General features: G+C 39.0%; 12 protein-coding genes and 1 tRNA gene. 8 read left to right on the forward strand and 5 right to left on the reverse strand.

Going from position 1 to position 11,835, the window contains the following annotated elements; genetic code table 11:
- Window positions 1–58 precede the first annotated feature (58 nt).
- Window positions 59–1,015 (reverse strand): ribose-phosphate pyrophosphokinase, encoded by a 957-nt coding sequence (locus tag QT327_RS05690; RefSeq protein ID WP_289552324.1) that lies wholly within the window; start codon window positions 1,013–1,015, stop codon window positions 59–61.
- A 67-nt stretch (window positions 1,016–1,082) separates the two neighbouring features.
- Window positions 1,083–1,153 (reverse strand) — tRNA-Gln (locus QT327_RS05695).
- A gap of 283 nt (window positions 1,154–1,436) precedes the next feature.
- Between QT327_RS05695 and QT327_RS05700 the strand changes: the two genes are divergently transcribed.
- The gene (locus QT327_RS05700) at window positions 1,437–4,472 is read left to right on the forward strand and encodes a glycosyltransferase family 117 protein (protein ID WP_130856489.1); all 3,036 of its coding nucleotides are present in this window, start codon (window positions 1,437–1,439) and stop codon (window positions 4,470–4,472) included.
- A gap of 64 nt (window positions 4,473–4,536) precedes the next feature.
- Here QT327_RS05700 and QT327_RS05705 read toward each other — a convergent pair whose 3' ends face one another.
- Complete coding sequence (locus QT327_RS05705) at window positions 4,537–5,721, reverse strand: C1 family peptidase (protein ID WP_207303764.1); 1,185 nt, start codon at window positions 5,719–5,721, stop codon at window positions 4,537–4,539.
- A 189-nt stretch (window positions 5,722–5,910) separates the two neighbouring features.
- A complete protein-coding gene (locus QT327_RS05710; protein ID WP_013668345.1) occupies window positions 5,911–6,432 on the reverse strand; it encodes a hypothetical protein in 522 nt (173 codons plus the stop codon).
- Between the two features lie 250 nt (window positions 6,433–6,682).
- Here QT327_RS05710 and QT327_RS05715 point away from each other — a divergent pair, with 250 nt between their 5' ends.
- From QT327_RS05715 to QT327_RS05730, 4 genes are all read left to right on the forward strand, one after another.
- Complete coding sequence (locus QT327_RS05715; RefSeq protein WP_013668346.1) at window positions 6,683–7,033, forward strand: hypothetical protein; 351 nt, start codon at window positions 6,683–6,685, stop codon at window positions 7,031–7,033.
- A gap of 5 nt (window positions 7,034–7,038) precedes the next feature.
- Window positions 7,039–7,941, forward strand: coding sequence for a lysylphosphatidylglycerol synthase transmembrane domain-containing protein (locus QT327_RS05720; protein ID WP_130856487.1), 903 nt, complete (start codon window positions 7,039–7,041; stop codon window positions 7,939–7,941).
- A 77-nt stretch (window positions 7,942–8,018) separates the two neighbouring features.
- The gene (locus tag QT327_RS05725; RefSeq protein WP_013668348.1) at window positions 8,019–8,723 is read left to right on the forward strand and encodes an SDR family NAD(P)-dependent oxidoreductase; all 705 of its coding nucleotides are present in this window, start codon (window positions 8,019–8,021) and stop codon (window positions 8,721–8,723) included.
- Window positions 8,724–8,801: 78 nt separating this feature from the next.
- Window positions 8,802–9,320 carry a hypothetical protein gene (locus tag QT327_RS05730; RefSeq protein WP_130856486.1) on the forward strand — a complete coding sequence of 173 codons (519 nt, stop codon included), beginning with the start codon at window positions 8,802–8,804 and terminating at the stop codon, window positions 9,318–9,320.
- Between the two features lie 50 nt (window positions 9,321–9,370).
- Here QT327_RS05730 and QT327_RS05735 read toward each other — a convergent pair whose 3' ends face one another.
- Window positions 9,371–9,721: a single-stranded DNA-binding protein gene (locus tag QT327_RS05735; RefSeq protein ID WP_130856485.1), complete on the reverse strand. Its 351-nt coding sequence runs from the start codon at window positions 9,719–9,721 to the stop codon at window positions 9,371–9,373.
- A gap of 184 nt (window positions 9,722–9,905) precedes the next feature.
- On the opposite strand from QT327_RS05735, the gene QT327_RS05740 reads away from it, so the two are divergent.
- The 3 genes from QT327_RS05740 (at window position 9,906) to QT327_RS05750 (ending at window position 11,649) form a co-directional block, all read left to right on the forward strand.
- Window positions 9,906–10,400 carry a pyrophosphohydrolase domain-containing protein gene (locus QT327_RS05740; RefSeq protein WP_289552327.1) on the forward strand — a complete coding sequence of 165 codons (495 nt, stop codon included), beginning with the start codon at window positions 9,906–9,908 and terminating at the stop codon, window positions 10,398–10,400.
- 67 nt (window positions 10,401–10,467) lie between these two features.
- On the forward strand, window positions 10,468–10,944 hold the full coding sequence (locus QT327_RS05745; RefSeq protein WP_013668352.1) for an OsmC family protein: 477 nt from the start codon (window positions 10,468–10,470) through the stop codon (window positions 10,942–10,944).
- 330 nt (window positions 10,945–11,274) lie between these two features.
- Window positions 11,275–11,649 (forward strand): GreA/GreB family elongation factor, encoded by a 375-nt coding sequence (locus QT327_RS05750; RefSeq protein ID WP_013668353.1) that lies wholly within the window; start codon window positions 11,275–11,277, stop codon window positions 11,647–11,649.
- Window positions 11,650–11,835 lie beyond the last annotated feature (186 nt).

Consider the following 11,835-nt stretch of genomic DNA (forward strand, 5'->3'; position numbering starts at 1 on the left):
AGAATATAATGATATACTCCGTTTTTCAAGGCTGCAAAGATAGAAAAATTTTGATCGATTATCTATTTGTATCAAAAATTTTGAACAGATCACTTATTGATCCGTGCTCATTGATGTTTGTTATCGCACGTGCAAATAAGTCAGCCGTCGATAACACCTTGATTTTGCTGCTCTCTCCCTTTAAAGGAATTGTATCGGTAACGATCAATTCGCTTAATACCGAGTTCTCTACCGTCTCGTAAGCCTTGCCGGAAAGGACGGGATGCGTACATACAGCCCGTACGCTGCTGGCACCATTTTCCATGATGAGGGAAGCTGCTTTTGACAAAGTACCGGCGGTATCGCAAATATCATCTATTAACACAATATCTTGCCCCGTTACATCGCCGATAATAGACATTGATTCAATCTCATTCGCCCGCTTGCGCTGTTTATCGCAAATAACCACTTCGGCATTAAAGTATTTGGCGAAGGTTCGCGCTCGGTAAGAACCGCCCATGTCAGGCGAAGCTATTGTAAGATTGGGAAGATTCAGCGATTTTATATAAGGCACAAAAATACTCGCCGCATCTAAGTGGTCAACAGGTATATCGAAGAAACCTTGAATTTGAGCGGCATGCAGATCCATTGTCATAATCCGATGAGCCCCCGCAGCTGTCAACAAATTTGCGATCATCTTCGCTCCTATAGCCACCCGAGGTTTATCTTTGCGATCCTGACGGGCAAACCCAAAATAGGGCACCACTGCCGTTATATAGTGGGCAGATGCTCTTTTTGCAGCATCAATCATTAAAAGCAATTCAAATAAGTTATCAGTGGGCTGATAGGTAGACTGAATCAAAAATACGTCGCTACCACGAACCGATTCGTTATAAAAAGGCTGGAATTCACCATCACTAAAGCGAGACAAAGTCATCTCACCTAATTCCTTTCCATAAGCTTGAGAGATTTTTTGAGCCAGTTCTTTGCTACCAGATCCGGCAAATAATTTAACCGTGTTAAATTGAAGAGGCATGAGTGCGGGTTTGGTGTTTAAAAAAATTCGGGCCGTTTTAAAACGACCCGAGTTCTCTTTTGTTATGTTGCCCGACCAGGATTCGAACCTAGACAAACTGAACCAAAATCAGTTGTACTACCTTTATACTATCGGGCAATCCTTTGTGTTTATCAGCCTTCTGCCGTAAACGGAGTGCAAATATAAAGCGATATTCTAAATACTCAAAATATTTTATTCATTTTTTTTCGCTTTTTTAGCACCTACTTGAATATCAAGCGGATTTTTTTCACTACCCCTTTTTTTACTTTTTACTTTTTAATTTTTCCTTTATATCAATACTAATACTTATTTTCGGCACTTAATTGTATTATAATGATATATTATGCGTTTATCCTAACAAGGTATGGGCATAAAAGAATGAAATAAACAATAGTAACTGATGGATTATAACAAAACAAACAATTTACTTGGATGGATAACATTTATGGTGTCCACCTTAGTTTATGTGTTAACCCTAGAACCTACAGCCAGTTATTGGGACTGTGGTGAATTTATCGCAGCGGCCTATAAGATGCAGATTGTGCATCAGCCCGGCGCCCCACTTTTTTTGATGTTGCAAAATATCTTTAGCAATTTGGCTTTCGGCAATAAAGAGTCCATTGCCTATTGGATGAACTTTGGGTCTGCTGTTTCCAGTGGCTTAACCATTCTGTTCTTGTTTTGGACCATCACCGCGTTAGCGCGTAAAGTACTATGGAGAAGCGGTACAGAACTTACACAGGGGAATCTCATTCAAATTATGGGTGCAGGCCTTGTGGGCGCTCTGGCTTATTCCTTTTCAGACACTTTTTGGTTTTCTGCTGTGGAGTCCGAAGTGTACGCTATGTCCTCACTGTGTACTGCTATCGTGTTCTGGGCAATCTTGAAATGGGAAGCTCATGCAGAGGAACCCCGTGCCGATAAATGGCTATTATTAATAGCTTATGTAATGGGGCTTTCTATTGGTGTTCACTTGCTCAATTTGTTAACCATTCCGGCATTGGCACTGGTCGTTTATTTTAAACGGGTTAAAAGTCCGACTAATAGCGGTGTTTTTAAAACCCTTCTTATCGGCTGTGTTATTGTGGCATTTGTACTATGGGGAATCATTCAGTACTTAATCAAGTTTGCCGCCTATTTTGACCTTTTCTTTGTCAACACATTGGGCCTGGGCTTTGGTACCGGTGTTGTATTCTTTGCTTTATTGGTAATAGGAGGCTTGACATTTGGCATATTCCACTCAATTAAAAAAGCAAAACCCCGGCTCAATCTTATTTTGCTGGGCATATGCTTTATTATTTTTGGATATGGTTCTTTTGCTATGATTTTAGTACGTGCAAAAGCTGATCCAAGCTTAAACAATAGTGATCCCGATAATGCATTTTCATTTTTGGGTTATCTTAATCGCGAACAATATGGTGAAGAACCACTATTGAAAGGACCCTACTTTACCTCAAAAATTATTGATCGGAAGGAAGGGGGCAACAGTTATATCAAAGGCGAAGAAAAGTATGAGAATATAGGAAAAAAATACAGTTATGTTTATGATCGCGAAACCATATTCCCGCGTATTTATAGTAATGATCCGGGAAGAGGGCATCCGCAATTTTACAGAAGCTGGTTAAACTTGGGAGAGAACGACCAACCGACTTTCGGGAACAACCTCAGTTTCTTTTTCACTTACCAAGTCGGACATATGTATGCCCGCTATTTTTTCTGGAATTTTGTTGGAAGACAAAATGATCAAAAAGGTGACGGCAGCTTCACCGAAGGGAATTGGATTACGGGTATCAAACCAATTGACCAAGCCCGCCTAGGTGGCCAGGACGCACTACCTGAATCATTAAAAACAGATCCCTCGAATAACAAATTTTATGGATTGCCTCTAATTCTAGGTATAATTGGCGCATTATGGCACTTTAAGCGTCATCAAAAAGATGCCGGTATTGTTGGTCTGCTCTTTTTCTTTACCGGTTTGGCTATTGTACTTTATCTTAACCAAACGCCACTCCAACCACGCGAACGCGATTATGCGTATGCAGGATCTTTTTACGCTTTTGCTATTTGGATCGGATTAGGCGTCATTGGCCTGGCTGATATGCTACAGAAGAGAACCAATGCCAAAACAGCAGGCATCGCGGCTACGCTCATTGGCTTACTCGCAGCTCCTGTTTTAATGGCGAAAGAAGGTTGGGATGATCACGATCGCTCTACTAAATATGTAGCAAGGGATCTCGCAAAAGATTATTTGCAATCCTGTGCGCCTAACGCTATTTTGTTTACATATGGAGACAATGACACCTACCCGCTTTGGTATGTGCAGGAAGTTGAAAATTTCAGACCCGACGTCCGCATTGTTAATCTTAGTTTATTGAGCGCAGATTGGTATGTACGCCAAATGAAAGAAAAAGTGAACGAAGCGGATGCCCTGCCTATCACTATGAAGGATAGTCAGTTTAAACAAGGAACACGTGATGGTTTATCTTTTATGGATGCCGGATTCAAGCAACCGATTGAATTAAGCTCCGTTCTGGACGTTTTGTTGTCCGACAATCCAAATGATCAAGTTGAATACCAAGATGGTAGTCGGTCAAACTATCTGTTTACCAAAAACTTTAAACTGACGGTAAATAAGGCTGACGTTTTGAAAAACAAGGTAGTTCCTACAAAATGGGATAATAATATTGTGGATACAATGGTTTGGACCTATAATAAGGATTTTGTATCTAAAGCAGAATTGGCCATGTTTGATATTTTGGTACATAACAACTGGAAACGGCCGATCTATTTTGCTACAACCGTACCTAACAGTAACTATTTGGGTCTTGACAACTACCTGATTAATGAAGGTTTCGCATTACGACTCATGCCGGTTAAATTTAATAAGACGGAAGAGCAGATGCGGATGGGAGAAACTGTAAATGTCGATGCCCTCTATGATAATACGATGAATAAATTTGTATGGGGCAATATGGCCAAGGCACGTTATCTTGATCATGAGTCTTATGGAATGCTTTCTTTGATTATCAACAACTTCAGTACACTTAGCCAGACTTTATATGAAGATGGGCGCAAGGAGGAAGCTAAAAAGGTATTGGAAAGATGCTTAGCTGTGGTTCCGAAACGTATTTACTCACTTGGCCAATCAAGGGTGCTATATTTCTTGTCTCGACAATTGTATCAGGTTGGTATGACTGATAAAGCAAATGCACTCTTGGAACAAAATGGCAAATATGTAGATGAGCTTCTGCGGTATTACATCGCAATTGCAAACACAAAGCCCAATTTAGAAATGCAAAATATTCAAATCGGCACACAGATTATCTACAGTTCAGCGGAACTTGCTAAAGAGTATAAACAAAGCAAACAAGCAAAGTCTTTGGAAGACGCCTTAAACAATATCGAAAAGCTATTTTCGGGAACTCCCCAAGGCTAAGAAAAAAGCGCCTATCGCATTTGTCGATAGGCGCTTTTTTTTCTAAGCAGCATAATTGAACAAGCTACAATCCTAATTTTTTAGCTATATCTTTAGGCAAGCCCCCTTTGTGCAACATAAACGCAGTGGTTTTAAATTGGACAAAGGCTTTGGTCACGTAAAGATAACCGTTATAATCGTTTGATACACCCCACGAATTTTTCACTATATAATACTCCTTACCATTTTGATCTTTGGCTAAACCCACGATATGCATTCCATGATCATCCGTGGTAGAATAATCGTCAAAAGCTTGTTGCCTCAAATCTTCCGTTATGGCCAGTTCAGGCTTCGGACCATTGAACATAGTCGCCTTCTCTTCCTCCGTCATTTTTTCATAAGCTTTCTCGGGCACATAAGCCACGCCGTTTTTCCAACTGAACCCTTTCTCACTTACATCTGTAGCCCAACCTACCGTATACCCATTTTTTAATGCATGATCGATAATAGCAGTGATATCGGTCATTGAAACATTATAAACTTGATCAAAAGACCAATTGTCTGGAATCAGAAGCGTAAATTTACTATAATAAGGATGGTCTTTAAAAGAAGAAAGCTCTATATAGTCATCCGCATTTAAGCCGATCACTTCTTTAGCAAAGGATTTTGGTGTATAACTTTTCCCTTTGTAATTGAACGTTTCAGGAACTTTCCCTAAATAAGTATCAATTGTATTGGTATAGGCACTGATCCAATTGGGCGTTAACTTACCATTCGGATTTTTCACAACCGCAGCTAATATGGCATCTGTCATCGCGCTCATTTCTGCCAACTTGTTCCCCTCCGTTCCATAATTTAATCCGGTATATACGTCACGAGGCACCGCACCATATTTACGATACATATTGATCACATCGTGCAGTTGCCCGCCTTCGCCCAAACTCAAACCACCATGTAAACGAACATAATTTTTGCCTTTCTCAATATATACATTTCTTGCGGTAAATAATTGAGATATTTCTACCGGCTCTCGCCCATTTCTGATCATTTCAGACTCAAGGAAGGAATTTCCTGAATAACTCCAACATGTACCCGATGACCCTTGATTCTTTACAGATGTATTTTGCAGGTTGATTACTTCTGTAAACTTAAATCCGAATTTACTGCTGTCGCTTCGGTTGTTCTGAAGCGCCCTCACCAGATTGTCTTGTGCAAAGCTCTGCCCACTGCCTGCGATAAAGAAGGCCGCGGCAACGACGAGCGTTTTCATATTAAATTTTAGCATGTGTGAAATATGTTTAGGGCCGTAAATGTAGAATTTTAGGAAACAAACTACAAGAAGAGGTTGATATATTGGAAGGTTCGTGGTAAAATGTGCTTATTCACGATACCCAAAAAAGAACAAAAGCCCTGTAACTTAATTGCTTACAGAGCTTTGTAAAATCTTTATTAAGCTAACTTAGCGTTTACTGAATTTAAATTCCAAAAACGAGTCGTTATTACCTCCCGTATTTACGGGCATTTGTAAAGTAAATGTTTGCTCATCTGCATAAGCCAAATCCAACCGGTAACCTTCAGTTACATTTTTAGCTTTTTCTCCGGGATAAAGCTTTTTAAATTGAAATTGAGCCTCTCCCCCATTTTCAGGTTCATAAATCGACCAAAAAATGTCTCGTGTTGCACCAGGTGCGCAAAGTTCACCATCAGTTGAGAACGTAATGGTGCCTTTTCCATTAGCGATCAAGTTCCAAGTACTTCCTATAAAGCAATCAATCGGTGCTTCATCAAAAATACGCTTCACATTAGCGCCTGAGGGAAAGTTCTTTTTCTCAACACTATTAAGTACCCATTGTCCCTTCACACCTCTCTTCCATTGTCCGGAACTAGGCGAGGATGACGATACTGCTTGTTTCGAGGATGAACAACCAACGAAAAAGAACAGAAAGGGCACTAAAATTAAAAGTTTCAAAGTTGTTTTCATTCTTACTAGTTATTAATGGTAAAGTACTCACTAAAGATTACTCCGATTGCGATACGAATCGCATCCGATAGCCGTTTATTCTTTAGTGATAGATTTTAATCTTAATACAATAAAGTTGTACATTTGTTTCCTTTGTAAAGGTTTCAGTAATAAAAAACGCAACGCAAATATATAGCATTGTGCAGCTTTTTAAAATTATTATCGCTCGATTTAATTATAGGCAGCTGCAAAAAAATAACAAAATAAGTACATGAAGTCTAGTTCTAAGAAATCCATATCCAAAAATCATACCATAAGTAAATTTGTTTCCAAATTATTGGTACGCCTTTTTATCCTTATCTTGGCAGCAGCTGTTATCCCTGTTTTTGTAGACGATGAGATCGGCGCAAAAATGGAAACTACTTACGTGTATATTGAAAACAAATGGGTCTTTGTATTTCCGTTAATCTTATTTTTAAGCTTTTTAACCTTATTAATCTTAACAGGAAGGGCTCGCCACGAAAAAACAGACCTCAACTGGATGCTCTCGCTAAACACCTTACTTCTGATCATTTATGTAATCATGCTCTTTATCCGCTTAGCTCCTCTGATCTATAAATAGCCCCAATGACCAAACAGACACTCTGGACTACTTCCAAATTACTCTTAAAATTTGCCGTTACCGCCCTGGCCTTATATTTAGTATTTACTAAAGTAAGTTTGAACGACTTGAAGGAAGTTTTCACAAAATCTGACCCTTTGTTTCTCTTCCTTGGCTTTTTGAGCTTCTTTATTTCGATTGTTATCTCCGCATGGCGGCTAAATACGTTTTTCAAAGGCATTAACCTCAATCTTCCGGAGTTATACAATTTCAAATTGTACTTGTTGGGTATGTTCTATAACATATCATTACCCGGTGGTATAGGTGGCGATGGTTACAAAATATACTTTTTGCGTAAAAAATATCAAGTAAAAGGGAGAAAGTTACTGTCATGCGTTTTTTTTGACAGACTAAGTGGTTTATGGGCTCTCTGTCTGATAACTGCTGCACTCGTTATTTTCATTCCAAAACTTGGCATTCCCAATTGGATCCCCATTTTCGTAGTCATCATCGGAACGATTATATATTATTTAATTATGCGCCGATTTTTTAATGACTATGCCTATTCATTTACTTTCAAGCACCTCAAGGCATTGGGTGTTCAATCGCTACAGGTAATTTGCGCGATATGCATTTTGTATGGACTACATTTCGAAGGCAAATTCTCTCCTTACCTATTGCTCTTTTTGCTTTCGCAAATTGTTGCGGTGATTCCTTTGTCAATAGGCGGATTAGGAGCAAGGGAAGTCGTATTTATGTATGGGTCAGATTTTTTCCATTTAGACTCCCACCGTGCGATCTTGATCAGTTTAATATCATACTTTATATCAGCAATTATATCCTTGCTGGGCTCCTATTTCACCTTTCATCCGAAAGCCTTGGGAGAGGAAAAGCTTCCCGAAACCAATGAGATAGATTTAGCCGACTAAGGAAAAGAATATTAACTTTATATAAACATTTACAGCACTGGAATGTAGTGCATAGTAGGTGAAAACTAGTGTTAAATATGAATATAGTAATAACGGGTGCGAGCAGCGGTGTAGGATTTGAAGCCGTTTTGGAGCTAATCTTACGAAATGAACATCATGTCGTGGCTTTGGCCCGATCACATGATAAGCTAAAAAAGCTGTTCGAAATAGCTAAAGGTCTAAATCCCGATTGCAATATATATCCGGCAAGATTTGACATCGTCCATGATGACTATGAGTCGGGTCTGTTGCCGTTTATTGTAGAAAAAATAGGTCATGTTGATATATTAATTAACAACGCCGGGGTTCTCATCAATAAATCTTTTGAAGAAACGAGCACGATTGATTTTGCAGAAATGTTACAAACAAATGTTTTAGGACATGTAAAAATGATTAAGCACCTTTGTCCAATCATGCCGGCTGGAAGCCATATCTTAAATATCGGCAGCATGGGCGGATTTCAGGGTAGCGTAAAATTTCCAGGCCTGGCAGCCTACTCGGCGAGTAAAGCGGCACTTCATACACTGACAGAGTGCTTGGCCGTTGAATTTGCAGAGAGAAAGATTCACATCAACTGTCTCGCACTGGGGTCGGCACAAACAGAAATGCTTGAAAAAGCGTTCCCTGATTACCAATCACCGATTGCTGCTTTTGAAATGGGTAAATATATTGCGGATTTTGCATTGACCGGACATAAGTTTTTTAATGGGAAAGTATTACCGGTGGCGGTTACAACACCATAAAATGCAATGATGATCTGCAAGTTCTAGACGCTTGCAAGTCAGTATCAAAAGGAATTTTTGGACTTTAGTAAAAATCACATGAGAGCAAAAAAGTCATTCACAAGAATTATCATTATAACAATGATGTCCTTTTTAATTTTCGCTTGTCGAAACGAACAAGAGAATAAAGCTAATCGAACTAGCTCAGACACCGTTGATACAGCGAAAACTATTTCCTCAGCGAGCAAAACGCTGACCTTGCCCTTTATTGCTGTTGTTGACTCAAATACAACACGCATAGAGCTACAGGCGAATCCACAGAAGAGTAAAGTTCCTTTAAATAAAGAAGAACTTGCTGAAGCACTAAATATCAAATATCCTGAAATTAAATTAGAACTTGGAAAAACCAGCCACGATACGTTATTAGTCAATATTCCAAGTGCTACTTTTTTGACGCAGCAAATGGGAACAACCGGTGCTCTTACTTACCTGGCAGAAGCAACGTATGCTTTTACTGACTTAGCAAATATTAAAGTGGTAAATTTTGTATTCAAAGAGGGGGATCATGCTGTTCCCGGCCCGTATACTCGTAAGAGTTTTAATACAAAAAACATTTAATTTTTATGCAATTGTCCCACTAGGACCATAGCGGGACAATGCTCCGATAGCTATTCAGAATGCGTTTCCATCTTACGAATTGCCTGCACCTCATTGACAACGATTTCCGTGGCATATCTGATTACCCCTTCTTTATCCGTGTAGCTTCGATTGATTAATCTTCCTTCGATGGATATTTCACTTCCCTTATCCAAACTTTTTTCAACAAAGGAAGCTTCTTTCCCCCAAAAAACCAGTTGATGCCATTGAGTATCCGTTAACCATTCTCCTTCTTGATTTTTGTAACGCTCGTTGGTTGCAAGTGATACACGCGCTAAACATTTGTTATCGCCAAATTTTTTAATAACAGGTTTATTCCCTAAAAAGCCTGTCAATCTTACGCTGTTTTTTAAAGTGCTCATAATTACTGATTAATTTGAAAAACTGTATGTACCCACAAATTTCGCACAGCTCCATGATCTAGTCGTATAATAAACGGGTATATCCGTTTATATCCGTTTATAAACGGTTAAAGAAACCGAAAACGACCAATAAATCTTTCCGTGAGATCACTTATTGATTGCCGTGATTTCCTCCATTTTTTTTATGTTTGAAAAAAATTTTATTATCATCATGCAGGATCCCATAACGCTTACCTCGGTCGCAGAATTTCATAAAACATTTAAACATCCTATTCTTGAAGATCCCACAATTCCCAGTGAACAACGTTGCAAACTACGTGTTTCACTCATTGCCGAAGAATTGAAAGAATTAGAAGAGGCTATCCAAAACAACGACATTGTAGAAGTTGCGGATGCGCTTTGCGATATTCAATATGTGCTGTCAGGAGCTATTCTTGAATTTGGTTTAGCAGAAAAGTTCAAGACACTTTTTGACGAGGTCCAACGTTCAAACATGAGCAAAGCCTGCAAAAGTATAGAAGAAGCCGAGGCAACGGTACTTCATTATAAAAACAAAGGTGTCGACTGTTTTTACGAGCAACAGGAAGATCTATACTTGGTATATAGAACGGAAGACCGCAAGACCTTGAAGTCGATCAACTATTCTCCGGCCAACCTTAAAGGTATTATCGAAAGTTAACAGATCATTTGTTTGTTCTAAAGAAACCGGCTTACAAACGAGCTGTATTTTATTTATATTTTCCACCATGCAGAAAACACATCAATACCGACTTCAAACGGAATGGACGGGTAATTTGGGGAAAGGTACGGCGAACTATAGTGCATATGATAGAAGTTATAAAATAGCTGTTAATCAAAAAGTAGTTATAGAAGGCTCTTCCGATCCCGCTTTTAGAGGGGATCGTACTAAATATAATCCCGAAGAGCTTTTGCTCGCATCCTTATCGAGCTGTCATATGCTGTGGTATTTGCATCTATGCGCAGAGGCCAAGATAACAGTTCTAGCGTATACGGATGATGCGACGGCATCCATGATTGAAACAAATGAAGGTGGAGGCGCTTTCAGCGAGGCTCACCTTCACCCAAGTGTGATTATCGCCGAAGAAGATATGATAAAAATGGCAATCGCCCTTCATAAGAAAGCAAATGAACTTTGTTTTATCGCTAACTCAGTTAATTTTAAAGTACACCATCACCCTACGTGTTCAGTGAAACAGGGATAAATGATTCCCTTACTGTTATTACTGAACCGTTGCAGGAAACTATTGTCTTTCCTACAAATTTTACATAGCTTTGCTATTGTGGAAAAGACATTACAAGGTCATTTAGGGAAGATCTCCTTCTATACAATTCATCGTTGTATGGAAAGTTTTTACCGTTTTTCCAGTCTTAAGGAATTCCACATGCAAACCCCGGACTTCCCTTTCAAGAAATCCACTTAGTCTCGGGGAAAAATCACTTAGCATTCAATAATTTTTCTAAGCTCATCCTGATTGATGAGCTTCTGCAATTTCGTTCAATTTAATTTTGCTATCTATAAAACTATAAAGAATATGAATAATCTAAAAAATCAAGTTGTATTATCCGAGGAGGACTATAATGTACTCATCAAACACGTAAGACCTTCCAATAATCCCGACCAGACCATGTCGCTGGCTTATGAGTTAGGGCGAGCAAAGGTTCTTGCAAAAGATGCCATTGAAAAGGAACGGGTGAAACTCAATTCGCAAGTTATGGTAAAAGATCTCGATAGCCAAAACACCATGGTATTTCGTATCGTAACACCCGACTTGGCCGATATGAAGCAACAGAAAATATCTGTTCTTACCCCCATGGGTTCTGCCCTAATCGGATTTAAAGAAGGTGATCAGGTAGAATGGAAAATGCCGATAGGTATAAAAAGATATGTTATATTGAAAGTAGAGTGAGCAAACACCGGATAATTTTCAGGATGAAATCGAAAAATTTAAATTGTTCAGTTTATTCATTCTCTAGTCGTGCCGTAGCATTCGTTGTTTATTTTGGTATATTGCAACATTCAGCCTATTGAGCAACACTAATCGCGCATTTAACTATGAATCGGTTTTGTTTAGATTGCCAGGAGCCTTTAATTG

This window comes from Olivibacter sp. 47, from assembly GCF_030372825.1.
Taxonomy (GTDB): Bacteria; Bacteroidota; Bacteroidia; order Sphingobacteriales; family Sphingobacteriaceae; genus Olivibacter; species Olivibacter oleidegradans.

Excerpts from the sequence above, each read along its gene's own strand:
- QT327_RS05700 (WP_130856489.1), top strand. The coding sequence starts at position 1,437 with ATGGATTATAACAAAACAAACAATTTACTTGGATGGATAACATTTATG.
- QT327_RS05740 (WP_289552327.1), top strand. The coding sequence starts at position 9,906 with ATGTTTGAAAAAAATTTTATTATCATCATGCAGGATCCCATAACGCTT.
- QT327_RS05745 (WP_013668352.1), top strand. The coding sequence starts at position 10,468 with ATGCAGAAAACACATCAATACCGACTTCAAACGGAATGGACGGGTAAT.
- QT327_RS05750 (WP_013668353.1), top strand. The coding sequence starts at position 11,275 with ATGAATAATCTAAAAAATCAAGTTGTATTATCCGAGGAGGACTATAAT.
- QT327_RS05730 (WP_130856486.1), top strand. The coding sequence starts at position 8,802 with ATGAGAGCAAAAAAGTCATTCACAAGAATTATCATTATAACAATGATG.
- QT327_RS05715 (WP_013668346.1), top strand. The coding sequence starts at position 6,683 with ATGAAGTCTAGTTCTAAGAAATCCATATCCAAAAATCATACCATAAGT.
- QT327_RS05690 (WP_289552324.1), bottom strand. The coding sequence starts at position 1,015 with ATGCCTCTTCAATTTAACACGGTTAAATTATTTGCCGGATCTGGTAGC.
- QT327_RS05725 (WP_013668348.1), top strand. The coding sequence starts at position 8,019 with ATGAATATAGTAATAACGGGTGCGAGCAGCGGTGTAGGATTTGAAGCC.
- QT327_RS05735 (WP_130856485.1), bottom strand. The coding sequence starts at position 9,721 with ATGAGCACTTTAAAAAACAGCGTAAGATTGACAGGCTTTTTAGGGAAT.
- QT327_RS05705 (WP_207303764.1), bottom strand. The coding sequence starts at position 5,721 with ATGAAAACGCTCGTCGTTGCCGCGGCCTTCTTTATCGCAGGCAGTGGG.
- QT327_RS05720 (WP_130856487.1), top strand. The coding sequence starts at position 7,039 with ATGACCAAACAGACACTCTGGACTACTTCCAAATTACTCTTAAAATTT.
- QT327_RS05710 (WP_013668345.1), bottom strand. The coding sequence starts at position 6,432 with ATGAAAACAACTTTGAAACTTTTAATTTTAGTGCCCTTTCTGTTCTTT.